General features: G+C 40.2%; 21 protein-coding genes. 12 read left to right on the top strand and 9 right to left on the bottom strand.

The genetic code is table 11. The annotated features are described in order from the left end of the window. Nucleotide 1 precedes the first annotated feature (1 nt). Nucleotides 2-751, bottom strand: coding sequence for a TIGR00266 family protein (locus G3R48_RS03470; RefSeq protein WP_153663141.1), 750 nt, complete (start codon nt 749-751; stop codon nt 2-4). Nucleotides 752-1381: 630 nt separating this feature from the next. On the opposite strand from G3R48_RS03470, the gene G3R48_RS03465 reads away from it, so the two are divergent. Further along, on the top strand, nt 1382-2455 hold the full coding sequence (locus G3R48_RS03465; protein WP_153663139.1) for a M42 family metallopeptidase: 1074 nt from the start codon (nt 1382-1384) through the stop codon (nt 2453-2455). 182 nt (nt 2456-2637) lie between these two features. On the opposite strand, the gene G3R48_RS03460 is transcribed toward G3R48_RS03465, so the two are convergent. Then, entirely contained in the window at nt 2638-3540 is a 903-nt protein-coding gene (locus G3R48_RS03460) for a LysR family transcriptional regulator (protein WP_153663137.1), read from the bottom strand. Between the two features lie 200 nt (nt 3541-3740). On the opposite strand from G3R48_RS03460, the gene G3R48_RS03455 reads away from it, so the two are divergent. The 4 genes from G3R48_RS03455 (at nt 3741) to G3R48_RS03440 (ending at nt 7294) form a co-directional block, all read left to right on the top strand. Further along, nucleotides 3741-4901, top strand: coding sequence for a homogentisate 1,2-dioxygenase (locus tag G3R48_RS03455; RefSeq protein WP_153663135.1), 1161 nt, complete (start codon nt 3741-3743; stop codon nt 4899-4901). An 87-nt stretch (nt 4902-4988) separates the two neighbouring features. Continuing rightward, nucleotides 4989-6029: a 4-hydroxyphenylpyruvate dioxygenase gene (gene hppD, locus G3R48_RS03450; RefSeq protein ID WP_153663133.1), complete on the top strand. Its 1041-nt coding sequence runs from the start codon at nt 4989-4991 to the stop codon at nt 6027-6029. Nucleotides 6030-6132: 103 nt separating this feature from the next. Next, nucleotides 6133-6750, top strand: coding sequence for a LysE family translocator (locus G3R48_RS03445; RefSeq protein WP_153663131.1), 618 nt, complete (start codon nt 6133-6135; stop codon nt 6748-6750). Nucleotides 6751-7132: 382 nt separating this feature from the next. After that, entirely contained in the window at nt 7133-7294 is a 162-nt protein-coding gene (locus G3R48_RS03440; protein ID WP_153663129.1) for a hypothetical protein, read from the top strand. Nucleotides 7295-7359: 65 nt separating this feature from the next. On the opposite strand, the gene G3R48_RS03435 is transcribed toward G3R48_RS03440, so the two are convergent. Next, nucleotides 7360-8718, bottom strand: a complete 1359-nt coding sequence (locus G3R48_RS03435; protein WP_153663127.1) for a GNAT family N-acetyltransferase — start codon at nt 8716-8718, stop codon at nt 7360-7362. A gap of 59 nt (nt 8719-8777) precedes the next feature. Here G3R48_RS03435 and ggt point away from each other — a divergent pair, with 59 nt between their 5' ends. From ggt to G3R48_RS03410, 5 genes are all read left to right on the top strand, one after another. Continuing rightward, entirely contained in the window at nt 8778-10529 is a 1752-nt protein-coding gene (gene ggt, locus G3R48_RS03430; protein ID WP_380713500.1) for a gamma-glutamyltransferase, read from the top strand. 779 nt (nt 10530-11308) lie between these two features. Next, complete coding sequence (locus G3R48_RS03425; RefSeq protein ID WP_153663125.1) at nt 11309-12925, top strand: methyl-accepting chemotaxis protein; 1617 nt, start codon at nt 11309-11311, stop codon at nt 12923-12925. 72 nt (nt 12926-12997) lie between these two features. Beyond that, the gene (locus G3R48_RS03420) at nt 12998-14173 is read left to right on the top strand and encodes a porin (protein WP_153663123.1); all 1176 of its coding nucleotides are present in this window, start codon (nt 12998-13000) and stop codon (nt 14171-14173) included. Between the two features lie 11 nt (nt 14174-14184). Continuing rightward, nucleotides 14185-14580, top strand: coding sequence for a type 2 periplasmic-binding domain-containing protein (locus tag G3R48_RS03415; protein WP_153663121.1), 396 nt, complete (start codon nt 14185-14187; stop codon nt 14578-14580). Nucleotides 14581-15116: 536 nt separating this feature from the next. Next, the gene (locus G3R48_RS03410; RefSeq protein WP_153663120.1) at nt 15117-17282 is read left to right on the top strand and encodes a M3 family metallopeptidase; all 2166 of its coding nucleotides are present in this window, start codon (nt 15117-15119) and stop codon (nt 17280-17282) included. Between the two features lie 266 nt (nt 17283-17548). Here G3R48_RS03410 and G3R48_RS03405 read toward each other — a convergent pair whose 3' ends face one another. Beyond that, nucleotides 17549-18004 carry an AAA family ATPase gene (locus G3R48_RS03405; protein ID WP_153663118.1) on the bottom strand — a complete coding sequence of 152 codons (456 nt, stop codon included), beginning with the start codon at nt 18002-18004 and terminating at the stop codon, nt 17549-17551. A gap of 85 nt (nt 18005-18089) precedes the next feature. Continuing rightward, nucleotides 18090-18821 carry a Sir2 family NAD+-dependent deacetylase gene (cobB, locus tag G3R48_RS03400; protein ID WP_153663116.1) on the bottom strand — a complete coding sequence of 244 codons (732 nt, stop codon included), beginning with the start codon at nt 18819-18821 and terminating at the stop codon, nt 18090-18092. A gap of 558 nt (nt 18822-19379) precedes the next feature. On the opposite strand from cobB, the gene fur reads away from it, so the two are divergent. Beyond that, nucleotides 19380-19811: a ferric iron uptake transcriptional regulator gene (gene fur, locus G3R48_RS03395; protein ID WP_153663114.1), complete on the top strand. Its 432-nt coding sequence runs from the start codon at nt 19380-19382 to the stop codon at nt 19809-19811. A gap of 133 nt (nt 19812-19944) precedes the next feature. Here the strand turns inward: fur and G3R48_RS03390 are convergent, their stop codons facing one another. Together G3R48_RS03390 and G3R48_RS03385 are read right to left on the bottom strand one after the other, a co-directional pair. Next, a complete protein-coding gene (locus G3R48_RS03390; RefSeq protein ID WP_153663112.1) occupies nt 19945-20475 on the bottom strand; it encodes a GNAT family N-acetyltransferase in 531 nt (176 codons plus the stop codon). Nucleotides 20476-20650: 175 nt separating this feature from the next. After that, a complete protein-coding gene (locus G3R48_RS03385; RefSeq protein ID WP_153663110.1) occupies nt 20651-21586 on the bottom strand; it encodes a dihydroorotate oxidase in 936 nt (311 codons plus the stop codon). 493 nt (nt 21587-22079) lie between these two features. On the opposite strand from G3R48_RS03385, the gene G3R48_RS03380 reads away from it, so the two are divergent. Next, nucleotides 22080-22694: a TetR/AcrR family transcriptional regulator gene (locus G3R48_RS03380; RefSeq protein WP_153663108.1), complete on the top strand. Its 615-nt coding sequence runs from the start codon at nt 22080-22082 to the stop codon at nt 22692-22694. A gap of 342 nt (nt 22695-23036) precedes the next feature. On the opposite strand, the gene G3R48_RS03375 is transcribed toward G3R48_RS03380, so the two are convergent. Continuing rightward, nucleotides 23037-24245 carry an FAD-binding oxidoreductase gene (locus G3R48_RS03375; protein WP_153663106.1) on the bottom strand — a complete coding sequence of 403 codons (1209 nt, stop codon included), beginning with the start codon at nt 24243-24245 and terminating at the stop codon, nt 23037-23039. Continuing rightward, entirely contained in the window at nt 24238-25806 is a 1569-nt protein-coding gene (locus G3R48_RS03370) for a phytoene desaturase family protein (RefSeq protein WP_153663104.1), read from the bottom strand. Before G3R48_RS03370 ends, G3R48_RS03375 begins: the two co-directional genes overlap by 8 nt. Between the last annotated feature and the right edge of the window lie 399 nt (nt 25807-26205).

The following is a 26205-nucleotide window of genomic DNA, read 5'->3' as shown; positions in this document are numbered from 1 at the left end:
GTTAGCCTTTTTCACTATGGATAGTTGAAGGTGCTTGCGCCAAAATTCTATCTGCCATTCGTGAAAACGGTAAGCTTTGTAACCAAACGGTACCATGGCCGCTTAATGTGGCTAAAAACAAACCTTCACCACCAAGAAACATCGATTTTAGTGAGCCTGCGCGTTGAATATCATAATCAATCCCTGGGGTAAAACCGACTAAACAGCCGGTATCTACTCGCAACGTTTCACCTTTTAATTCTTTCTTTATCAGCGTGCCACCAGCATGTATAAAGGCCATCCCATCGCCTTTTAAGCTTTGTAAAATAAACCCTTCGCCGCCAAAAAATCCCGCACCTAATTTTCGATTAAACGTCATCGAGACTTGCGTGCCCAGCGCGGCGGCAAGAAAGCTGTCTTTTTGACAAACTAATTCATTACCATGCTCGCTTAAATCAATAGCTAAAATCGTACCGGGATTAGGCGCAGCAAAGGCCACTTTACGTTTTGTGTGCCCCTCATTTGAAAAGTGAGTCATAAATAAGCTTTCACCGGTGAGCACACGTTTACCCGCGCCAAGCAGTTTTCCAAAAAAGCCCGATTCGGGTTCAGAACCATCGCCCATTTTTGCTTCAAAACTAATATCTTGTTCCATATAACTCATGGCACCCGCTTCAGCTATTACAGTTTCTTGAGGGTCTAATTCAACCTCAACTAACTGCATACTGTTCCCAATAATTTCATAATCTACTTCATGACATATTGAAGGCATATTCTGCTCCTTTAGATAATAAATAGCGTCTCATCAGCAACTTAATGGTACTAAACTGCTTTACGTTACTATGTATCCATACGTTATCCAACCTAGTCTGCTTAAATAATATTTCATATGATTGAAGCTTAATGATTTTCAACCTATCGGTTGACTTCAACGCCGCACTACTCATCTTTATGCATACTAGCTACTGGTGTTATTAGCGTGCAAAATTTAACTCTAAGCTTAACGCACTCGTTAGTCAGCACTTATTTGATAACTTCATCAAGCCTATCTTTAACCAGCAAAAATAGACAACGGATTTAAGGTAACCTAAGACAATTGTCGAGAAATCGCCTTAATAGGCTATCTAACGTCAATAGACCACATTGAAAACACTTCGGCGAGCTATTTATGGTAAGCATACAGTACTAAAGAAACAAACACGTTTATTTTTAGCAACAGTTGCTACGCAATTCCCCTGCAAATTTTTAGCTTTGTTTTACTCCATATAAACATACTCAAATCAACGCTAACAATTAATTAGACCATCTTAGCAAACTCAGTATTGACGCTGCTTTGCGCTTTCATTCACTCGTTTTACGGCAGTATACTTTCAACCATATTTAGATGCCGGATGTGAATAAAATGAGCAATAGAATTGAAGAGTTAAGAAAACTAACCGAATTAGATGCAGTACCTGGTAATGAAGGCGAATGTCGCCAATATATGCGCCAACGTTTGGATGTTTGTGCTGACAAAGTGGAATATGACCGCCTTGGTAGCATCATCGGCAGCAAAGTAGGCGCTAAAAACGGCCCACGAGTGATGCTGGCGGGTCACATGGACGAAGTTGGCTTTATGGTCAGCAAAATTGATGATAATGGTTTTTTAAAATTCACCACATTAGGTGGTTGGTGGAGCCAAGTGATGTTAGCTCAACAAGTTAAAATCACTACCGCTTCTGGTGAGAAAATCATGGGTGTGATTGGTAGCAAACCGCCACACATCTTAAAGCCCGAAGAACGCACAAAGCCTGCTGAAATTGACAGTATGTATATTGATATTGGCGTTTCAAATAAAGAAGAGGCAGAAAAAGCCGGTATTAAACCCGGTGATATGATCACCCCGTATATTGAATTTCGTGAAATGGTTAATGGCGATTACTTATTAGGTAAAGCGTTTGACAACCGTATTGGCTGCGCAATTGCACTTGAAGTAATGGAAGCATTAACCACACAATCTCACCCAAATGAATTATTTTCAGTGGGAACCGTGCAAGAAGAAGTGGGACTACGAGGCGCACAAACTGCTGCTCATATCGTTCAACCTGAAATTGCATTTGCCGTTGATGTGGGGATTGCTGATGATACTCCTGGTTGTAAAAATGAGTATGGTGCGATGGGTAAAGGTTTACAAATTACCTTAAAAGATGCCTCAATGATTGGTCATAAAGCCTTACGAGAATTTATGGTCGCATTATGTGAAGAGCTTGACATTCCATTCCAGTACCAAGTCATGAATGGTGGCGGAACTGACGCAGGTAAAATACATACAGCAGGTGCTGGCGCGCCATCAATGTCTATTAGCATTCCGTCTCGTTATATTCACTCACACACGTCAATGATCCATAAACAAGATTACATTAACTGTGTCACCTTATTGACTGAAGCGGTTAAACGATTAGACCGTGAAACAGTTGATAAAATTATCCGAGACTAATACAAAAAGTAGGTTATTACATTGAATAATGAAATAACTGCGTACGGTATTTAACTGAAAAATGCAGCGGTTTCGCTGCATTTTTTATGCGTTTATGCCAACGTCTCAACAAACTAAACAATCTAGTCATGTTTAACGCATAGTAAAAAGACTTTAAAACCGGTTTACACAATTGCATTGGGTTAATCGACACTGTGAGTATATTGGTTAAATTCTTCAATAATTAACGCGGTAAATAATTGCCCCGCTCGTCCTAACGGCCGCTCTTGGGTGCTCACCAGTTGCGGAGTAAAATGAAATTGATTTCCCCCAGTAAAATCAACTAAACGTAAACGTTCATCGGCTAATTCTTGTTTGATTAAAAACTCCGGCATCCAACCAAACCCCAAACCTTTTAATAACGCATTTTTCTTCATGATAAAGCCGGATAAATAAAACACCTTGTCGCCACCAAATTGCATTTCATCTTGGCCTTGTTTCTCTGGTGAGGAATCTTCAATAGTTAGCTCAACATGTTGTTGTAGCTCACTTAAACTTACCTGCGACTGAGTCGTTAATGGATGTGTATCGCCGACCACTAATAAACTGGTCATGCTTGGCAGCGCAGTGGGTGAATAATAGGGACCAGTGCGATAATCTTTTACTAGCATCAAATCTGCTTTCACCCGCTCAAAACGGTGTTGCACACCACCTAGAAACTCCATATTTAATTGAATTTTAGTCGGAATATTATGCTCAGCTATGCGCTTTAAGGCACTCATAATTGGCTCCATTGGCAGCGCACCATCAATAACGAGTTCAAGTTTTGGCTCCCAACCTTCACAATAACGCTCTGCTAAATGCTCAATATTGGCAAGATGTTGTAATAAGCGCTGTCCTTCAACCAAAATCACCTGCCCTTGAGGTGTTAACTGGGCACGATATGAGTCACGGTCAAATAATTTCACCCCTAAATGCTGCTCAAGTTTCTTAACTTGGTAGCTCACAGCTGACTGCGCCTTATGCAAACGCTCCGAGGCTTTTGCAAAACTTCCTTCTTCAACAAGCACTTGCAATACATTGAAACTATCTACATCAATTCTCATGTCCACTCCTTTGTCACGTGAAGATGACAGTTGTGTAAAGCGAAAAACACAATCAAATAATTAGATTGTGTTGGGCAAGTTATTATTCTTTTTTTTGAACATAACAGCAACTAAATTGTTAACTAGATCACACAACAACAGCTCTGTACAAAGACAACGATAACAATAACGCCAAAGGCCACTTGAGATAGGAAATAGCGATGCCATTTTATGTAACACAAGGTCAAGTTCCGTCAAAACGACATATCGCATTTGAAAAACCCAATGGCGAGTTATATCGCGAAGAGTTATTTTCAACCCATGGCTTTTCCAATATTTACTCCAATAAATATCACCACAACATGCCAACCAAGGCACTTGATGTCTTTGCATGTTCAATCGAGCATGGTGACACTTGGCAAGATTCATTAATTCAAAATTACAAACTTGATACCAAAAAAGCCGACAGAAGCGGGAACTTCTATCGTGCGCGTAATAAAATCTTTTTTAATCATGACGTGGCCATGTACAGCGCCAAAGTCACTGAACCTTGCGACGACTTTTATCGTAATGCTTATTGCGATGAAATTATTTTTGTTCATCAAGGTAGCGGTAAATTACAGAGCGAGTATGGTGAAATAGCCGTGAAACAATGGGATTACTTAGTGATCCCGCGCGGCACTATTTACCAACTGGCTTTTGATGATTATCAAGATGTCCGTTTATTTATTATTGAGTCAGCATCAATGGTGGAAGTGCCAAAGCACTTTAGAAATGAATACGGTCAATTACTTGAATCAGCCCCTTATTGCGAACGCGACATCCGTACGCCTCAACTAACTGAAGCCATTGTTGAACAAGGCGAATTTCCGCTGGTTTGTAAATTTGGCGAGCAATACCAGCAAACCACATTGCAATGGCACCCCTTTGATTTAATAGGTTGGGACGGCTGCGTTTATCCTTGGGCCATCAACATTACCGAATATGCGCCTAAAGTCGGCAAAATTCATTTGCCGCCATCTGAGCACATTATTTTTACAGGTCATAATTTTGTGGTTTGTAATTTTGTGCCGCGTTTATACGACTTCCACCCACAAGCCATCCCTGCCCCTTATTACCATAACAACATCGACAGCGATGAAGTGTTGTATTACGTCGATGGTGACTTTATGAGCCGCAAAGGCATTGAAGCTGCTTACATGACACTGCATCAAAAAGGCGTGCCGCATGGGCCTCAACCTGGGAAAACCGAGGCATCAATTGGTAAAACTGAGACTTACGAATACGCAGTAATGGTAGACACCTTTGCACCACTGCAACTGACCACACATGTACGCAATTGCATGAGTCAAGATTACAATCGCTCTTGGTTAGAAAGCTAAGAGTCATTACAACTTATATTACATTCAATAAATTACCCTAACCCAAATCACCACAGAGTGATGGCAAGTTATAACAGAGGATACAACATGGCTAGCGAACAAAACCCACTTGGATTACTTGGCATCGAGTTTACCGAGTTTGCCAGTCCCGACACCGATTTTATGCATCAAGTCTTTATTGACTTTGGCTTTTCAATGTTAAAAAAAGCAAAACACAATGACATTGTTTACTACAAACAAAATGACATTAATTTTTTATTAAATAAAACCAAGCAAGGTTTTTCAGCCGAGTTTGCTAAATCTCATGGTCCGGCTATTTGCTCAATGGGTTGGCGTGTAGAAGATGCACAATTTGCCTTTAACATGGCCGTTGAACGAGGCGCAACACCGGCAAAAGAAGCCAATAAAGACATGCCGTACCCTGCCATTTATGGTATTGGCGATAGCTTAATTTATTTCATTGATATCTTTACACCAGATAACAACATCTACAACAATGATTTTGAAGACTTAAGTGAACCAATTATTGTTGCAGACAAAGGCTTTATGGAAGTCGATCACTTAACTAACAATGTTTATAAAGGCACCATGGAAAAATGGGCTAACTTTTATAAAGACATTTTTGGTTTCACAGAGGTCCGTTACTTTGACATTAGCGGCGCGCAAACGGCATTAGTGTCTTATGCCCTTCGTTCACCAGATGGCAGTTTCTGCATTCCAATTAATGAAGGAAAAGGTAATAACAATAATCAGATTGATGAATATTTAGGTGAGTATAACGGCCCGGGTGTACAACACTTAGCTTTTAGAAGCCGTGATATTGTGGCATCGCTTGATGCAATGGAAGGCACTGCCATTAAGACGTTAGATATTATTCCAGAATACTACGACACCATTTTTGATAAATTGCCACAAGTCACTGAAGATAGAGAGCGGATTAAACATCATCAAATTTTAGTCGATGGTGATGATGACGGGTACTTGCTACAAATTTTCACCAAGAACCTATTTGGCCCTATTTTTATTGAAATTATTCAACGGAAAAATAATCTGGGTTTCGGTGAAGGTAATTTTAAAGCCTTATTTGAATCGATTGAGCGTGACCAAATGCGTCGCGGCGTACTGTAGCAAGCCGCATTCGCTAATAAATAAATTGAAAAACCAGCCTGACGCTGGTTTTTCAATTTATAGGCAGATAAAATAACATTTTTATCGCTAAGTTATTTTCATCATGCCCGATTTTGCTCTGCTTGCCGTGTTTATCCCAACCTTCTTTTTTGTCTCAATTACTCCCGGTATGTGCATGACTCTTGCCATGACCTTAGGAATGAGTATTGGTGTGCGTAAAACCATGTGGATGATGCTAGGTGAATTAGTGGGGGTTGCGACCGTTGCAATTGCAGCGGTACTGGGGGTGGCCAGTGTTATGTTACATTACCCGCACATTTTTGAAGTATTGAAATGGATTGGCGGTGCTTATCTTGGCTACATTGGCATTAATATGTGGCAATCAAAAGGAAAAATGGCACTCATCGATGGCCCGCAACTTAATACGAATCGTGCGTCATTAATCAGCCAAGGATTTATCACGGCCATTGCTAACCCAAAAGGTTGGGCTTTTATGGTGTCTTTATTACCACCGTTTATTAATGTTGATAAAGCAATTTCTACTCAACTAATGGTATTGCTCAGTATCATCATGTTAACCGAATTTAGCTCTATGATGGCGTATGCTGCTGGCGGCAAAACCCTTAAAGTATTTTTAGCCAATAAAGACAACATTAAATTAATGAATCGCATTGCGGGCAGTTTGATGGTCGGCGTCGGTTTATGGTTAGCACTGAGTTAACTTTTGCAACTTATTACTTAATTAACCTGAACTCGGGATAAAAAAAACAGTTCAGGTTAATTACGCGTTAGCAGATTAACAATGGCGTGGATAGGAAAAACTCGATGATTGGCTTAATGTCATTATAGGCATTTATGACAGCGTTTATATATTACATTAATACTGCAAGCGCACACATATCCGCAACATACTATTAACTTTTAATTCAAAAAAAACACACCATTAACCAACGAATTGCATGATATTCCAGTGTTCAACCATTTAAATGATGATTTTTAATAAAAATGTTCACTAAACGTTTTCTTTCGATTGTAACTTGCGTATATTTCGCACGTTTTTTATCTCAGCAACATCACACATTGACACTTAAAAAGGAAACTAAATGCCAATACCTGCAATGAGAAACAGACCTCGCACTAAACATAAACGCACTAAGCAATATGCTGGCGCTGCTAACTCTATGTTTAAAGTCTGCTTTATTACTGCAAGCTTTTTTATTGTTATGACTATTATTTTTGAATATAGCGTCATGGCCTTAAATTAACGACCAATATCACTTTTATAATGTTTTTGTTTCACGCTGCAATTGGCTCAAGTCACACTGTTTAATTATGCTGTTTTTCCACTCGTATTTTGTTTAAAAGGTAATTGCTGTTGCATCTGTTGTTGATAAATATCCATATGCTGCGCTTCTTGATTACAATACGCTTTTATTGCATCACAAAAACCTTGATGAGCGACATGATGCTGTGAAAAAGTCGATACAGGCTCAAAACCTCTGGGCACTTTATGCTCCCCCTGAGCGCCGGCATCAAATACCGTTAATTTATGTTCAATCGCATACTCAATGCCTTGATAATAACAAGCCTCAAAATGGAGTCCATCAATGTCAGCTAACGCCCCCCAATAGCGGCCATACAAGTGAGTTGCCGATTGAAAATAAAGCGCCATGGCTAGCACATTTTCACTGGAATCTTTCACAACTAAAACGCGTAATTTCGCGCCCATGCTGCGGCCTAACATTTCAAAAAACGTCTGATTTAAATAACCATTATGGCCTGAACGTTTCAAATAAGTTTGCTGATAACAAGCATAAAAACACTGCCATAAATCAGATGTCATCTGTTGCCCGTGAACAAAGGTAAACGACAACCCTTGTGCGTGTATTTTAAGACGTGCCTTTTTAATTTCCTTACGCTTTCTAGATGTCATCAGCTTAAGAAAGTCATCAAATTGTTGATAACCTTTATTTTGCCAATGAAATTGAGTGCCAATGCGACAAAAAATGTCTTTATCTGTTGTGAGCAATTGCGATTGAGGCAAAAACAATTGATGCCACGATGAAAATCGCGTTTGACATTGCTGCTTTATTTGCTCATGAATCAATTGATTAATGGTGGATATACTCGCAGTTGATAATGATGCATGGTGGCCGACTCTCGGACCAACAGTCGGTGTAAATGGGATAGCCGTAACCAGTTTGGGATAATAGGCTAAACCATTGCGCTCATAAGCTTCTGCCCATGCCCAGTCAAATACATACTCTCCCCAAGAATGCGTTTTTATATACAGTGGCATTAAAGCAATAAGCTTTGGTTTAACACAGCCTTGTTTACCCTGTTCGGCGCTACCTTGCTTCAAGTTAACATCAACATTGCTGATGGTAGGTTGTGAACGAACACAATCTTGTTCATTTACAGAGCCAGCCTCATCAAAATACACCCCAATATGATAAGGCTGCCACCCCGTTGCAACGCTCACCACAGCACTTTGTTCAAGTGCTGCTAAATAGGCATGTGACACAAAAGGATTATCATTGTGAAATACTCCATCCCATTGTGCGGCGTTAATATCAGTCATCGTTTCAAAATGAACGATACGTAACGAATTTTTCTCAACGTTTAACTCGTGCAAGTCACTTTCTCCAGTCCATTGATGTTTCTTATCAAAATAGTTAAACAACCACATACCATTTCTCTGCAAGCTGTGGCACATTCGTTAAATGCAATTTACAAAAAGGACATAACGTGCCCAAATTACGTAACTTTACACCCAGCATTGCAGCATGCTTATTTACCTTAACACTGGGTTACCCGCTTTTACACGCCAACAACACACAAGCACAAGAAAACGCTATTTTTAGCTCTGCTGCCACGGCACAACCTGTATATGCAAAACATGCCATGGTGGCATCACAAGAAGCACTTGCTAGCCAAATTGGTGTTGATATCCTTAAACAAGGTGGGAATGCCGTTGATGCTGCTGTTGCGGTAGGTTATGCCTTGGCAGTAACCTTACCGCGGGCGGGGAATATTGGTGGTGGCGGTTTTATGCTGGTTCATCTAGCTAAAGAAAGAAAAACTATTGCCATTGATTACCGCGAAGTCGCCCCGAGTCAAGCCCACCGTGATATGTTTTTAAATGAAAAAGGCGAACCAAATAAAGTATTAAGCCGTGAACATGGATTAGCGGTAGGTGTACCAGGCACAGTAATGGGGCTGTCAATGGCACTAGATAATTATGGCACTATGTCTTTAAAGCAAGTCATTGCCCCTGCAATTAATTTAGCTCAAAATGGCATCGAAATAACCCCAGACTTAGCCCTGTCTTTAGCTAGATTAAAAAAGCGCATTGGTCAATGGCCGAGCTCCCGCGCGATTTTTTATCGACCCGATGGAAGCAACTTCGAGATTGGCGACAAATTAATTCAACCTGAGTTAGCACACTCACTCAGATTAATTGCAAAACAGGGCCCCAACGGATTTTACCAAGGCGAAACAGCCGAAAAAATCGTTGCCGCGATAACGCAAGCTGGCGGCAATATGTCATTAAGCGATCTTAAAAACTACCAAGCAATAATGCGCAAACCCGTCACTGGCGATTATCGAGGCTATCAAATTATTTCCATGCCTCCACCTTCATCAGGCGGTATTCACTTAATACAAATGCTGAATATTTTGGAACAATTTCCAATCGCCCAATTAGGCCATAATACCGCCGAGACCTTACATTTAATGACCGAAGCGATGAAACACGCATACGCCGATCGCTCTGAACATCTAGGTGACCCTGACTTTGTTACGGTGCCCACAACTGCACTGATGAGCAAGCAATATGCCAAGTCCATAGCCAAAAAAATCAATATTAAGAAAGCCACGCCAAGTACTGAAATAAGCCCAACCAAGTTACAAGCTAGCGAAAGCCCACAAACGACCCATTATTCCGTAGTAGATAAATGGGGCAATGCGGTTGCCAATACATACACTCTTAATTTTAGTTACGGCTCAGGTTTGGTTGCGCCAGGAACGGGGATTTTACTTAATAATGAAATGGATGATTTTTCAGCGAAAGCTGGCTCCCCCAATGGATATGGCTTAATTGGTGGGCAGGCAAATGCTATTGAGCCTTTAAAACGCCCTTTAAGTTCAATGACCCCAACCATTGTCTTGAAAGACGCCAAGCCATTTATTGTTACTGGCAGTCCTGGCGGCGCTAGAATCATCAATATTACTTTGCAAATGATCATGAACATCATTGACCATAAACTCAATATCGCAGAAGCCACAGCAGCGCCCAGAATTCATCATCAATGGCATCCTGATGTATTGCGCGTAGAACGTTCATTAAATCAAGATACCATTAAGCTTTTGCAAGCCAAGGGACAGAATGTAGAAGTCCAGCGCTCTATTGGCAGTACGCAATCCATTATGGTGACAGAACAAGGACAATTTGGCGCATCAGACCCGAGACGTTCAGGCGCACTAACTATCGGTTATTGATATTGATACCAACACCACCTAATAAACGGTTAAGTGGTGTTTTTATTTTTCACTCTATTTCAGGATAATATTTAATCAATGAAAACCAATTAATATTAAAAATGATAGCCAATAAAATTTTTATCCGGCCCCAATTAAATAAGCTGAGCCGTGTCAACTTGATTAATCAATCAAACTTTAAATATGACGTTATCTTATTAACAAATATTCAAAAACGCTAAATAAAAGCGACTCAACAATTACTGCCTTTATTTGCTGCACAATTTTTATTCATTTTATTTAGCAATTAATAATACAAAACAAATTGTCACAAGTGTTAACACACTCATCCTATATAAAAGGGGGGAATCCCCGCCGAAAAAACGCCCTACTTCACAACCTAAATAATCACAAAATTAACCCATACAATACAATGGGTTACAGGAAACAGTTGTCCCCTGAAACACATCGCAAATGCTTAATAAAACCTTAAATATATTTATTACCCATCACTTTTAAGCCCATATTCAATTGTTAATCAACCACATGTAAAAATGTCACTTAAAAATAACTTTACCTTGACAATAAATACCCGTAAAAAGTCTCTGACTGGATATATAAACAAGGAATAGTTAGGTCGGGGTAATGTCATTTTTTATTAATATCCAGCGAAATATCATTTTTATTACATTTTTAACTAAAATAAAACAATGACAGGCCGATAATTGGTTAGTTTATATAAATAGTAAAAACCAACAATGTCGCCCCCAAATTCTAAAAACAATAATTGCAGGTCTTATATGAAGCTTACTAACCTAAAAATTAGCCACAGAATAACTATTCTCACTGTTGTCGCTATTATTTCATTTGTTATTGCCGCGGTTGTCAATAAATCAACCAGTAACGCCAATGAAGCGCGATTAGATTTAATCCAAGAACAGCTCTACCCTGCACTAAACCTGACCACTATTAATGATGGTCTGTTATTGCAACTTGATCAATTGATTCAAACCACCGTAACCACTGGGGACGAAGAGTCATTAGACACAGTGGCACAAATGGTCGAACAAATTGCCGCTAACTTATCAACGTTAAGTCAATTATTTCCATCACAACGCTCAGATAACGATAACTTAAAAAAAGAACTGAATACCTACCATAGCAATGCCAAAACATTAGTAAATGAGTTCCTTAAAGATGATGTCGACTTTAATAAAATCAAACATCAAGCGGCAGAAAATGCAGAACGTTATCAAGTATTAACGAAACACTTTGTCGCCAAGAAACAAAACTTTGCTGATCAGTTTGAACAAAGCATTCAGTCAACAAAATTAGCAGCAACAGAAGCCAATCAATTATTTCTTATCATCAGTATCGTCACTGCGCTACTGATGATCGTTATGGGCGTGACGGTCAGTAAATCAATTATTGGCACGCTTAACAATGTCACTCAATCACTGCAAAATATTTCTGAGGGTGAAGGCGACCTCAGAGCGCGTATCAGTTACACCGGTAATGATGAAATTTCATCTTTAGTGTATTGGTTCAATCAGTTTGTTTCTAAGCTGCAAGCGTCAATTGCTGAAACCAAACAAACGACCGACAGCCTCAGTCGTGTGTCGGCAAATTTACTGGATGGTTCGCAAAAGAGTGAACAAACCGTACAACAACAAAACGCGGCAATTGAGCAGATTTCTCATGCCATGCGCGAAATGTTTGTCAGTGTCAGTCAAATATCTGAATATGCTGCTAATGCAGCAGTAGAAGCTGAAAATGCCAACCAAGAATCACAGCATGGCCAACAAGTAGTTTCTCAAGCTGTTACCACAATTAATCAGCTTGCCCAAGAAGTTCAAACCACGGCGGTTGTTGTTAATCAATTAGAAGCCTTTACCAGCAATGTTAATGACATTCTCGATACCATTCGTGGCATTGCTGATCAGACCAATTTATTGGCCTTAAATGCAGCGATTGAAGCGGCGCGAGCTGGAGAACAAGGAAGAGGTTTTGCCGTTGTTGCTGATGAAGTCAGAACACTCGCTTCACGCACACAGGCTTCTACAACGGAAATTCAACAGGTATTACAAGAGTTACAAACTACATCCAAACAGGCTGTTGAAGCAATGCAGCGTGGAATAGAAACCGCTGACCAAGGAGTGAAAACCACCTCGTTAGCTGGCGATGCATTAACGAGCATTACCATCAAAGTCAGTGCCATTACTGAAGTCAACGAACAAATTGCCGCTGCAACAGAAGAACAGCACACCACATCAAAACTCATCGAACAATACGTTTCAGACATTGAAACAAAAGGTAGCCAAGTTAAGTCAACAACCGATGAAATGGGCGCTATCAGTTACGACATTCAAAATATTAGTAAGAACCTGCAAGTGATCACCGATCAATTTAAAGTCTAATGTCATAAAAAAATTGCCAATCATATGGCAAAAAATTAAAAGCCCCAAAGGGGTAATTAACAGGAGTAAATAATGAACTTTACCTTGAAAGCGCTGCCTTTAGCGATTTCTGTAGCCATGCTACCAATCAGTGCACAAGCTGATGAAGCAACTGATGCTAAAATTGCCAAGCTAGAACAACAAGTGCAGTCATTGCAAAAGCAGCAAACTAACAGCATTGCCGACAAATTTAATTTCAACGGCTTTATTAACGTTGCTTATATTAGCGCCAATAATGATGCTGGCTACAACAATGCCACGACCAGTGCAGACTTTAACCAAGATAGTAAATTGGGTTTCCAAGGCACATTTAACATTTCAAACCAAACTCAAGCGGTAATGCAACTTGTCACACGCGGTGCCAATGATTGGGATGTTGAAGCAGAGTGGGCTTACATTTCACACCGTTTTGACAATGGCATTCAAGCTCGTGCAGGTCGTTTACGTGTGCCGCTGTTCTTATATTCTGACTTTTTAGATGTAGGTTACGCACAACCATTTGCCCGCCCACCTGTTGAAGTATATGAGTCTGTACCATTTTCATCATACACAGGTGGCGATGTTTCTTATGACATCGAATTTGATAATTCAACCCTAACGCTGCAAGGTTTTGGTGGTGAGTCAGATGTAAAAGACGCAGAGCGTGACGTTGTGCTCAATAACATCATGGGTGCCAATATCACCTGGACCGATTTTACCTGGACAGCTCGCGCTGTGTATGGGCAAACAAGCATTGATGGCGAAGTTTACCTAAATGAGAATCCCTCGACTATTCAAGACAGAAAATCAACCTTCACTGGTGTCAGTGGTAGTTATGATAATGGCAATTTTTTTGCCACTGGCGAATGGACCCAAGTCACCATTGAAGGTGCGCTGGCTGACAACGAATCAGCATATTTAACACTAGGTTACCGCATTGGTGAATTTACACCGTATGTGACAGCGGCTTACTATGAAACCATCGATAACGATGAGCGCGCTAACAACCCTACATATGCCTTTGCATTTGACCGTGAACGCACAGCTTATAGCGCTGGCTTACGTTGGGATTTCATCGACAGTGTCGCTTTAAAGTTTGACGTGACTTACCTCACCGACTTTAACGATACACATGGTGGCTTAAACGGCAATATTGAGCGCGCATTAAAGGGCTTGGAAATGCATGACAGCACCGCTATTTATACCGTTAAAATCGACGCTGTATTTTAAGGAGCGATAAAATGAAAAAATTATTAACTGTTTTAGCGCTAAGCTTAACTTGTGTCACGGGTGCAAATGCAGCAGTCGTTGTGATAGGTCACACCAGCGCAGCTGATATAACTTTAGATGAAGCTAAAAGAGCCTTTTTGGGACGTGGCGATGCATCGACAGTGGTATACGAGCTCAGTGAAGGCAATCCAACACGTAGTGAATTTCATGATGCCGTCACAGGGCGCTCTGACTCACAACTCAAAGCATTTTGGTCTAAACAAGTGTTCACAGGTAAAGGCAACCCACCCGCAACCGTTACAGATGCGACCACAATGAAAGCCACTATTGCTGCTAATCCCAATGCCATTGGTTATATTGACGAAGCTGATGTCGACGGCACAGTTAAGGTGATTTTAAAGCCTTAATTGAAGACAATTGAGCCTAATAACAGCCAATCTTAGTGTATTAAGGTTGGCTTTTTTGTTACAAACTATGTGTAATTCAAATCGCTTAACTGACTAAAAAACAATCGTTTTATCTCTTATCTCACCGAATAGAAGCTCTTTGTAAGTCTTAATCAAATTAACAACCCAGTTGAACCACAGTAACCGACCTTAAATATATAACTAAGCACTTGTTAATAAGGCTATTTTCATTTTTACCTTTTAAACGAGTTCACTATTACGCCTTGTTAACACCTGAATAACGAAACAAGATGCAGATCACATTAAAAAGTGTCAACAAATTAAGTGCTTAACCTAAGCGATTGCGTTAACCAAATAGCCACTTAACAATTGCAATAAAGTTGTTAGAATAATTGCGGCTCACACACAACCACAACAATTGAGCCACTTTGCGAATAGATTAATAACAAATCGCATCGTTGTTTTACCCTTGCAAGTCGTAAAGACTATTTTGCATTTTAAACATGTGTATTTCACAAATTAAAGAAGGAAACATAATGAAGGGATTACCCCTAAAACCACTTGTTGCCAGCATCACACTCGCATTAACCTTAACCGCTTGTGGTATGACAACTGAAGTCAAAACGAATACAGCAGCAAATGAATTTGCACAACTAAAACAAGCCAATGCTCAAAATCCATTTTTTGTTGAGTACGGTACATTCCAAGAAATCCCTGACTTTGATCGCATTAAAGACGAACATTACCTACCCGCTTTTAAAGCTGGTATCGCCCAGTTACAAATGCAAATTGCAACCATTGCCAGCAACCCAGACGCGCCAACATTTGCTAACACGATTGAAGCAATGGAGTTTTCAGGTGACTTATTAACTCGTGTAGCCAGCGTGTTCTATAACCTCACCGGTGCCAACACCAACAAGCAATTGCAAGAAATATCAAAAGAAGTGTCACCTTTATTGTCTGCATCTAATGATGATATTTATTTAAATAACGCTCTATTCCAACGCGTTAAAGTGGTTCATTCTCAAGCAGATAAACTTGGTCTGAACACCGCACAACGCAAGTTACTTGAAGACACGTATAAAAAGTTTACTCGTGGTGGGGCTAATTTATCAGAACAAGATAAAACAACCCTACGTGCGCTTAACGAAAAAATTGGCAAGCTAAACCTTGAGTTTGGTGACAACTTATTAGCTGAAACAAACGATTACCAATTAGTTGTTGAAAATAAAGCTGACTTATCTGGTCTGCCACAAGATGTCATTGATACCGCAGCAGCTACAGCAAACAAAAATGGCCAAGACGGCAAGTGGATATTCACCACTCAACGTCCATCTATCACGCCATTTTTAACTTACGCGGATAACCGCGAGCTGCGTCAGCAAATTTATACCGCTTATGTTGAACGTGCTAATAACGATAACGCCCATGACAACAAGCAGGTATTAGCTAAGATAGCAGCGCTTCGTGCAGAACGCGCAACCCTGATGGGTTATCCAACTCACGCCCATTTTGCCCTTGAAGAACGCACAGCTAAAACCCCTGAAAATGTCTATGCATTATTAGATAAAGTCTGGCCTGCTGCGTTAAAACAAGCAAAAAATGAAATGGCAGTAATGCAAGAATTAATCGATGCAGAAAAAGGGGGATTCAAACTAGCTGCATGGGATTGGTGGTATTACTCAGATAAAATTCGCGTTGCAAAATACAGCTTTAACGAGCAACAAACTAAACCGTATTTCTCGCTTGAAAGCACATTAGAAGGTGTGTTCTACACGGCAAACCGTTTATTTGGTATCACCGTAAAAGAGCGTACTGATTTACCTAAATATCATGATGAAGTCCGTACTTGGGAAGTGCATGATAAAGACGGCAGCCTAATTGGTGTCTTTATGGGTGATTACTTTGTACGCGACTCAAAACGCGGTGGCGCTTGGATGAACTCTTATCGCCAGCAGTACAACATGAATGGCGTTAATTCTAAGCCTATCATTGTTAACGTACTTAACTACCCTCGCCCAGCCCCTGGTGAACCTGCGCTATTAACCTTTGATGAAGCTAGCACCTTATTCCATGAATTTGGTCATGCTGTTCACGGCTTATTATCGAATGTTCAGTATCGCTCACAAGCAGGGACTAGCGTGCCACGCGACTATGTTGAGTTCCCGTCACAAGTGATGGAAAACTGGATGACCCAACCAGAAGTATTAGCGCAATTTGCTAAACATTATCAAACTGGTGAAGTTATCCCGCAGTCTTTAGTCAATAAAATCCAAGCTGCAAGCAAATTTAACCAAGGTTTTGCAACGGTTGAATACATGGCAGCAACGTATTTAGACCTTGATTGGCACACGCTAAAAGACAACACCATTCATGACGCTGCAAAATTTGAAGCTGACTCAATTGCTAAAATGGGACTAATGAAAGAAATTGCGCCGCGTTATCGCAGCACCTATTTCTCACATATCTTCTCAGGCGGTTATTCTGCAGGTTATTACAGCTACTTATGGTCTGATATTTTAGGTGCGGATGCATTTGAAGCATTTAAAGAGAACGGCATATTCGATCCTAAAACCGCAGCAGATTTTCGTAAATACATTTTATCAAGTGGCGGCAGTGAAGACCCAATGGTGTTATACAAAAAATTCCGTGGCAAAGAAGCTGGCATTGAGCCACTGCTTCGTAGCCGCGGTTTGCTATAACAACTTAAGTACCTAACTTAGCCAATACTAAATTGTGTCGGCTAAGTTTTGATTGCGTTTTACAGTTAACCTCTTAGGCTTTAGGCTTTAGGCTTTAGGCTTTAGGCTTTAGGCTTTAGCAGAATGTAAAACCCAAAAAGGCGCCATCTTAGATGGGGCCTTTTTTTAGCTCAACAATTCATACCTCGTCAACTAAACTATCATTTGAGTTTTAGGTTTTTTTCAAAAACTTAATAAAAGCAGTTTTCAATGGAGCATGACACAAATTAGTCCGTTTCGAATTGTTGCCCCATACGCTTAATATGGCTAAAAGACACCCGATGCTTATTGCGCTTAGCACATAGCTGTTGATGGGCAGTATTATTCGGCTCACCAATAAGTACTACTTTAACACTGTAGCCTAATGCTTTTGCTGCGCTTTGGTAGGCAATATACTCCCAGTGGCAAACATTGGTGTTATCGCAAATTACAATGGACTCATTGTTAGCAAGCGCTTGAATAAAACCATTAAGATTTAATTGATGATTTTGGGATAATTTTTTCACATCAAATTGATATTCCCCGGCCTGATAAAACAAACTGTCAGTAGAAAAATAGCCATATTGTTTAATGTGAGTGGCTTGTTCAAGGCCTAAAGAATGCAAATATTGTTCAACCCAATAGCTTTTACCACTGCCAGGCAGTCCTCGCATGATGATGGCTAACTTGTTTGTTGAATTCATCTTTATTAGACTCTTTAAATATTATTTAACTATCCCACTCACGTCAGCGACTGAAATACTCCGTTTAATTATCAATAGATTATGTTTATACCAACGCAGCTGACTTAATGGGTTGTTGTGCCAAAATGGTATCGACTAATTCAGGTAAAATCTGCCCAGCTTTACCGGTCAGATGGCATTGAAATTGACTAAAAGCGTTTGCAGCATCAAGATTGACTTCAACCGATTGCGCCCCGCTTTGATTGGCTATATCGACAAAACCTGCTGCAGGATACACCGTGCCTGAAGTGCCAATGGCGATAAACAAATCACAAGATGCAAGTGCTTGGTGAATTTTGTCCATTGCCAATGGCATTTCCCCGAACCAAACAATGTGCGGCCTTAGCCGTTGAGCTGGAATACAACAGGTGCATGTCACATGCTCACCAAAGTCATCTTGGCGAACAAAAACTTGATTTGACTGCGGGCAACGGGCTTTTAATAGTTCACCATGCATATGAATCAACCGTCTATTACCGGCGCGTTCATGTAAGTTGTCGACATTTTGGGTAACAACAAGCACCTGCCCTTCAAACTCTTGTTCTAGTTTTGCTAATGCTAAATGGGCGGCATTGGGCTCAATGTGCGGTAATTGCAGGTCGTTAGCGCGGCGATTATAAAACTGTTCAACGAGATGAATATCACGGGCGTAACCTTCTGGGGTAGCGACGTCTTCAATGTAATGCTGTTCCCATAATCCATCTTGGGCACGAAAAGTATTAATACCTGATTCAGCTGAAATCCCTGCCCCTGTCAAAATGACTATTTTTTGATACATCGAGACTCCCTTTGACGTAAATATTGCTAAAACACCAGTTAATAGAAACCCACTGTTGTTTAAACTGAATCCCCCTATATAGTGCGGGGAAACTTATGCGTTTATAACAACAATAAACCCGTAAATAAAGTATGTGTACTACTGTGCATTAATCATCGCTATTTTTGAAGCCGTTTAGGGTATTTTCCGTTAACTATTGTGCATGCTTGATTTTGAGCTCTGAGTTTTAAGTTTTAAGTTTTAAGTTTTGAGTTTTAAGTTTTGAGTTTTGAGTTTTGAGTTTTGAGTTTTGAGTTTTGAGTTTTGAGTTTTGAGTTTTGACAATCATTATTGATGTACTTTTCATAAAATAACCATTTACCTAAAAATTCATCCCAAAATCTCCACTTTAACGATAACATTTTTACCATCTTGGGATTCAATTGCATCAATATGTAAAATTTTATTGCTCTAATGAGCCAATAACTCACTCAAGAGGTTTAAGTTTCTAATTTCTACACATATAATGTTCCACTATCCATGGATGAACCTTTAGGTTCGGTAATCAAGAGATCAGTAATGACAGATGGTAATCAAGCGCTTAAAAAAGCCGGCTTAAAAGTCACTCTACCAAGAGTTAAAATCTTAGAATTGATGCAAGAGCCTGACAATCAACATATCAGTGCTGAAGACTTATATAAAAAATTACTCGACTTAGGTGAAGAAATTGGATTAGCAACCGTTTACCGTGTGCTTAACCAATTTGATGATGCAGGAATTCTTCATCGCCACCATTTTGAAAGTGGCAAAGCTGTTTTCGAAATGTCTACCCAAAAACATCACGACCATTTAGTGTGCTTAACTTGTGATAAAGTTATTGAATTTTCAGATGAAATCATTGAAAAGCGCCAAGATGAAATTGCCATGCGCCATAATATTAAACTGACTCATCACAGTTTATATTTATACGGTCGTTGCACTAATGATGAGTGTGATCACGCAGACGAATAATGTCGTTACTGCCAAATAAAAACCAGCTGCAAGGCTGGTTTTTTTGTTTCTATGTCAACAGTAGTATATCGGCTAAACGGCGCTATTGCCGATAAGAGATGCTATTGTATGCAAATGGCTAAAGGCTTAGTTTTTACAACGCTGTGTGATAAACATGTATGTCTTCACCCCCAAACTTGCAATCGTTTATTCTCGTCATCCCCACTTTTAACGCTACTGCTTCTGATGCTTTATTGCCCTGCAAAATCAGCGCTATTGCCTCATGCAACTGATGCAGAGGTTTTAATGTGTCTAACACAGCTTGAGCGGCTTCACTGCCAATACCTTGTCCCCAATATTGTGGGAAATAGCGATAACCTAACTCCACTTTATTAAATTCAGGGATAAACTTAGGCCCGCAAAAACCAATAACGCGATTGTCTTGTTTATGCTGCACCGCCCAACGGCCAAAACCAAACTCGTGATAATTAGCCAACACTACATCATCAAATAATGCCTGTGCTTGAGACAATTCGGTAAAAGGCTTGGTGGGAATATAAGTTAGCATTTCAGGAATACTGTTCATCAAAAATAAGCTTTCGATATCTGTTTGGTTAAACGGACGAATAATTAGCCTTGGGGTTTGGGTAATGATATCAGGGATCACGGTATCACCTTGCGGCATAAGAACACTCCTTATTATGCTTATGAAAACCACAACTCAACAACATAAACGATAGAAAATTAAGCTGTCGAAAAATTAACGAATCAATTACCATAACCTTGTTTGCTTGTTAAATACATCTTTTGTTAAAAAAAGCACCGGTTTAGATGCTTTTTTAAGTAAAACGTATGACTGATTAAAGTGGTTTTAATCGCCCTTTAGCATCAGCTAAACAGTCATAGCCTTTATTGGCCATAAACAGTGCCAGTTCGGCTTCAATTCGTTGAAAACAATTTGGCCCTTGTTTTTCAAAACAGGTGGCAACTTGCACAGCATCAGCACCCGCTAACAAGTATTCAAACGCATCCACGCCATTGCTAATCCCGCCAACACCAATGATTTGAATGTCATCATCTAATAGTTGTCGAAATGCACGCACATTGGCTAAACCAATAGGTTTAATATATTCGCCACATAACCCGCCAAAGCCACCTTTAGGTTTAATAATCGGTTGCTCAGTTATAGGGTCAATAACCAAGGTGTTACCAATAGAGTTAATACAGGTGATGAACTTAACTGGATATCTTTTCAATATATTCGCCATAGCAATAAAGTGTGACATGTCAAAATATGGGGCTAATTTTATTCCAATGGGTTTGTCACCCAGTGCGGTAATGGCCGCGAGTGACTTTTCGGTTTGTTCAAAGTCATAAGCTACTTGCGCTTTACCAACAATATTAGGGCAAGAGAAATTCACTTCAATTAAGTCAACATCACTTTGCTGAAATGCACTCACCATTTCAATATTATCTTCAACACTAAACCCTGAAATACTGACCACGACAGGCTTGCCATGCTGTTTTAATGCTGGGATCATTTCTAGGTAGGCTTTATAACCTAAATTTGGCAACCCCATCGATTGAATCGACCCTAATGGTAAGTCTTGATATCGTGGAAGCGGGTTACCTTCACGAGGGGCAATGGTGCAAGATTTAGTCATTATTGCTGCGGAATTTGACTCACCAATGACCGTTAATTCTTCAAGGTTAGTACATTTAGGACCAGAGGCATTCATGATATAACTGTCAAGCGCCACACCCGCTATTTGGGTACTAAGATCAACGTTGTTCATTTGTATTCCTTCTTTTTCTGACTCAAACCAAAAGTGTATTAGGGTTATTTTATGCCAATGTCATTACGACACTTTGATTAAGAGCAATTATTTGTATGACAAATAATTTCAATTGTTAAAGTCGTGAGTTAGCTCTCTATTTTATGAACAAGGGTTGTGACAAAAACGCAGTTTTATTTTTTAATTAATGACTTAAACCAAAACACTTTCAAAATTTACCCGTTAAATCGCTACCTCTTGGTTAATTGGTTAATTGGTTGATAGGCTGATGAGTGGATGAGTGGATGAGTGGATGAGTGGATGAGGCAAGCAGATAACCTCAACCAATCGCTTTTAACCACAAGCGATTTATAGCAATAAACACATGCTTTCATCACCAATAATCTTTATACTATAAAGATCACATTAAAATTAAATAATTGATACATCTCAATAATTTAGCTGTACTTAATGGTGTTATTTATTCAACTCACTTATCCCTTTGAGCAAAAAAATGACCAAGCAATATCATCATGGCGACTTAAAAGCCTCACTATTACACGCAGCTCAGGCCTTACTATTACGTGATGGTGCCGAGCGTTTATCACTGAGAGCCATTGCAGCCTATGCCGGTGTATCGCATATGGCACCTTATGCTCACTTTAAAAATAAACAAGCATTAATGGAATGTATCGTTGAGGCCGGTTTTGTTGATATGGCAAACGCGATGATCGATTCAGTGAGTCATTTAGACATTAATAATCCAGCTAATACCAAAGAGTTAGTATTAGCTTATGGTGTCAGCTATTTAGAGTTTGCCAATCAGCACCCTGAGCTATACCGCGTGATGTTAGGACAAGCACAAATGCCAGCTGCAGAGAATAACAATGTCAATACTGCGGCGCTTAATCAATACAAACACAATACCCACTTACCATTTAATTTATTAAGAGATGCATTCGCCCTACAAAGCGATGACAAATTTGAGGTGAAAGCCCAAGCATTAGGCGCTTGGTCTATGGTACACGGCATGGCGGCGTTGTTATCTCAAGGTCGAATACAATTACCACAAGGAGTGAGCTTGAAACAGTTCCTTGCCAGTGCAAGTTCAATGACATTCACCTTGTAACCGACTTTGCATGTAACGTACTCATGTCTAGGCATTTAGCCATTTTAAACATCTTTGTCAGCCAACGTTGCCAAAAGCGTAGTTGTGAAAATCAATTCAATTTTATCTAAAATAACCTTGTGTACGCTTGTTGGTAGCATAAAAACGCCGCGCTGAATCTCTTCATCGCGGCGTATTGTTAGCCTACTTAGCCCATGCATTAACTTCGTTGCAATACAGGTTTACTCAACAATAAATAGCGTTAGTGATACGTTAAGTCCATCGCCATTTAAAGCTGTGCCGTTGTAACTCAACGTTTATTGCAGCCAATGCCAGTCACATTATCGATAAATAAAACCACAGCTAAATAATAATCTTAATGTCACTGGTTGGAAATGCCACACAAGAATGACACCATCTGTACGCCTCATCGGTTGAGCGCAATTTTGCTTCAGCAGGATTAAACACACTGCCCGACACCACTTTCACTCGACATAAACTGCATTCACCTGAGCGACAAGCATTTTCAGCACGATAACCATGACGCTCCATACTATTTAATAACGGCTCATCGACTCTGGCATCAAAACTGCCTTGGCCTTGTATTGTCACCTTGATAATATCTGTCGGTTTAACATTTTTAGGCCAACCAGCATGTGTATGCGGCGCTTTTGGCGGGCCATTACACTCAATTCGCACCCGTCTAGCTTTAACTTTTAATTGCGTCAATAATGTTTGGCAATGGTCGTGAAATGCCGTTGGTCCGCAAACATAAAACATTTTGCCCTGCAACGCTGTTGTATCCGCATCCAATAATTGCATTAAGGTTTCAGCAGTCAAGCGACCTGTTCTGCCTTGATAATCGTCATTAGGACGGGTAATAATCCAACTAACCGTTAAAAAGTCATGTTGCTGTTCTAGCTGACGCACTTCTTGTTCAAAAATCACATCCGACTCATAACTGCTGCTGTAAATTAAATGCATTTTTTGATTTTTGCGGCGATTAACTAAGGTATTTTCGGCCAAATCATTAATCATGGCGCGTGCTGGCGCAATGCCCGAACCACCAGCAATAAACACTAAATCATCTCCATGAAATAACGGATTATGATAAAACGTTCCCATAGGGCCAGTTGATTCAAATTTATCACCCACTTGCACATGATCAATGAGATGATTTGACACAAAACCGTCCGCGACACGTTTAATTGTCAGGTCATAATGGCCGCGAATTTGCGGCTGTGATGAAATCGCATATGGGCGCGCCGTGTGTGTACCTGCAATGCTAACAAATAAATTAATGTATTGCCCTGCCTGAAACGGCGGCAATGTTTGCGTTTGACTAATTAAGCGTAAGGTTACTGTTGACGGGGTTTCATGGATAACTTCGCTGACGATTAGTTGAATCCGTTTAGGATGCAATTTAGCAACAGTATTGGCCACCCAACCTTTTTGTTCAGTAAAATCGGTGCCGTTTTTATACAAAGCTTGCTGCTCAGTTAAGGCTTTGTCATAACCATCGACCGCGTGCAGCACATTCGTCACATGAGGTTGTTTTACAATATTAGGCATGTGATAACTCCTGTTTAGCAGTTGTATGAGGTGACTGCTGTGCACTTAGCGCTTTTAGCACGCCTTTTGCCGTGGCTTGACCAGCCATATAAGTGGGTTGAAACCCGCCCATGCCATTCCAACAACCGGCAATATGTAGCCCAGCAATTTCATCAATTCGACGTCTAAACAGGTTGGCATCTTGGGTGTTTTGTTGGAAGCCATAAATGGCGTCACCAGGAGTATTTAAATAACGCATCATCGTTAAAGGCGTAGCGACTTCTATTTCTTCAATATGCTGTCGTATATGAGGAAACACTCGCTCAGCATGATTAATTAAATGATCCGCTAATTCATATTTAGTGCGCGCATAATCTTCTGGGGCTAATGCTTCCCACGGTGCACCATATTGTAAACACAATAATGAAATGGCCGATTTCCCTGGCGGCGCAAAGCTTGGATCGTCATAGTTATAACAGGTGAGCATGGTATGTTTAGGCGGATTGATGGTGTGCATTAATTGGTGCGCCACATCTTCATCTCGATCATCAACAATAAAGCTTGAAGCCGCTGTAACGCCAATGTCTTTTGGCGAACAATCTAAACCAATATAAAGAACAAACGCTGAAGTACCAAGACGTCGAGACTTCATATCTTGCGCCGCTTGTTTGGGAGTAGGAATATCTAATAGCTCGTTGAATGTGTGTAACGGACTAGTATTTGAAATCACTTGTTTACAGCTAAATATGTCGCCGTGCTCGGTCACGACTGCGCTCACTTTTTGGTTTTCGGTAATAATTTTATTGGCGCCGCAATTAAAACGAATTTCACCACCAGCATCCATAAATGACGCTAACAGCGCGCTTGAAATGGCTTGTGAACCGCCTTTTACATGGCACGGTTTAAAGGCAGCATAGGCATAAAACATAATGGCCAGATCGCGAAAGGCAAAGTCTTTTGGCGGCATACCTAAGTAACACCAATAAGCCGCCACAACGGCTTTTAAGTCTTTATCATCAAAAAACTCATCGAGTACTTCTTTTGCATTTCTAAGCCCAAACTGAGTAAATAACGGACATGTTTTTGTAAACTCGTGTTCGTCGGTTATCCGTTTTGCTTTAGGTAAAACCGTAAAGCACTCCATTGATAAGCCTTCACAAAGCTGCATAAACTTGCCAATGCTGGTTTGCTCTTTAGGAAAATGGCTAACTAAGGTTTTCGCTAACGCTTTCCAGTGCGCGGGTAATGTGATGTCAATTTCATGTTGGCCGCCATTTTTTGAAGGCATCACAAATCGATATAAATCGCGCTCAACCACGACCTCTAACTTATCCATAATGCCAAGTTCAGCAAAGATTTGACGCATAATAAAGGGGGCTTGCTCTGTGCCCATGCCACTGAGCTGATGCAGTGCCACTTCAAATTCAAAATCACCGCGCACAAAAGAAGTCGCACAACCGCCGGGAATATTATGGCGTTCAAGTAACAAGGTTTTCGCCCCGCCACGTTGCAAGGTCGTTGCTGCGGTTAAACCCGCATTCCCTGCTCCTATGACTATTGCGTCAAAATCAGTCGTTGTCATGTTATCTCCCTTATTTAATGACAGCCTATCCTTACAATTAAATTTACAGTGTAAAGTTTACGTCGTAAAGATAAACATTAACCGATATTATTGTCAACCGCTGACAACGGTTTGCTAAATTTGCAAGTGGCTATATCGCGACAAACGATAAACGATAAAACAGAACAAGGATTACCAATCGTATAAGCAACATTAACAACTGAACAAAATAGAATGAAAATGGCATAAACATCCGTATAAACATTCTTATAAGTAATGACACAAACAAACGTTATTCACGGTTTATTGGTTAAGAAAAATCTCAAATACCTATCACAGCGCACTAACAATAATGCCAACTAAGTGATGCAAATCACACTATTGCAGCTTGATTGATCTGGATCATTTTTTCTACTTTGT

Origin of the sequence: Shewanella intestini (assembly GCF_018221465.1) — a bacterium.
In the GTDB taxonomy this organism is placed as follows: domain Bacteria; phylum Pseudomonadota; class Gammaproteobacteria; order Enterobacterales; family Shewanellaceae; genus Shewanella; species Shewanella intestini.
The sequence above is the reverse complement of the archived record's forward strand: the minus strand, read 5'-3'. Positions and strand labels throughout refer to the sequence as shown.

Excerpts from the sequence above, each read along its gene's own strand:
- G3R48_RS03440 (WP_153663129.1), top strand. The coding sequence starts at position 7,133 with ATGCCAATACCTGCAATGAGAAACAGACCTCGCACTAAACATAAACGC.
- G3R48_RS03415 (WP_153663121.1), top strand. The coding sequence starts at position 14,185 with ATGAAAAAATTATTAACTGTTTTAGCGCTAAGCTTAACTTGTGTCACG.
- G3R48_RS03385 (WP_153663110.1), bottom strand. The coding sequence starts at position 21,586 with ATGAACAACGTTGATCTTAGTACCCAAATAGCGGGTGTGGCGCTTGAC.
- G3R48_RS03435 (WP_153663127.1), bottom strand. The coding sequence starts at position 8,718 with ATGTGGTTGTTTAACTATTTTGATAAGAAACATCAATGGACTGGAGAA.
- G3R48_RS03470 (WP_153663141.1), bottom strand. The coding sequence starts at position 751 with ATGCCTTCAATATGTCATGAAGTAGATTATGAAATTATTGGGAACAGT.
- G3R48_RS03420 (WP_153663123.1), top strand. The coding sequence starts at position 12,998 with ATGAACTTTACCTTGAAAGCGCTGCCTTTAGCGATTTCTGTAGCCATG.
- G3R48_RS03375 (WP_153663106.1), bottom strand. The coding sequence starts at position 24,245 with ATGCCTAATATTGTAAAACAACCTCATGTGACGAATGTGCTGCACGCG.
- hppD (WP_153663133.1), top strand. The coding sequence starts at position 4,989 with ATGGCTAGCGAACAAAACCCACTTGGATTACTTGGCATCGAGTTTACC.
- G3R48_RS03380 (WP_153663108.1), top strand. The coding sequence starts at position 22,080 with ATGACCAAGCAATATCATCATGGCGACTTAAAAGCCTCACTATTACAC.
- G3R48_RS03460 (WP_153663137.1), bottom strand. The coding sequence starts at position 3,540 with ATGAGAATTGATGTAGATAGTTTCAATGTATTGCAAGTGCTTGTTGAA.
- G3R48_RS03445 (WP_153663131.1), top strand. The coding sequence starts at position 6,133 with ATGCCCGATTTTGCTCTGCTTGCCGTGTTTATCCCAACCTTCTTTTTT.
- G3R48_RS03425 (WP_153663125.1), top strand. The coding sequence starts at position 11,309 with ATGAAGCTTACTAACCTAAAAATTAGCCACAGAATAACTATTCTCACT.
- G3R48_RS03410 (WP_153663120.1), top strand. The coding sequence starts at position 15,117 with ATGAAGGGATTACCCCTAAAACCACTTGTTGCCAGCATCACACTCGCA.
- G3R48_RS03405 (WP_153663118.1), bottom strand. The coding sequence starts at position 18,004 with ATGAATTCAACAAACAAGTTAGCCATCATCATGCGAGGACTGCCTGGC.
- fur (WP_153663114.1), top strand. The coding sequence starts at position 19,380 with ATGACAGATGGTAATCAAGCGCTTAAAAAAGCCGGCTTAAAAGTCACT.
- G3R48_RS03455 (WP_153663135.1), top strand. The coding sequence starts at position 3,741 with ATGCCATTTTATGTAACACAAGGTCAAGTTCCGTCAAAACGACATATC.
- G3R48_RS03370 (WP_153663104.1), bottom strand. The coding sequence starts at position 25,806 with ATGACAACGACTGATTTTGACGCAATAGTCATAGGAGCAGGGAATGCG.
- cobB (WP_153663116.1), bottom strand. The coding sequence starts at position 18,821 with ATGTATCAAAAAATAGTCATTTTGACAGGGGCAGGGATTTCAGCTGAA.
- G3R48_RS03390 (WP_153663112.1), bottom strand. The coding sequence starts at position 20,475 with ATGCCGCAAGGTGATACCGTGATCCCTGATATCATTACCCAAACCCCA.
- G3R48_RS03465 (WP_153663139.1), top strand. The coding sequence starts at position 1,382 with ATGAGCAATAGAATTGAAGAGTTAAGAAAACTAACCGAATTAGATGCA.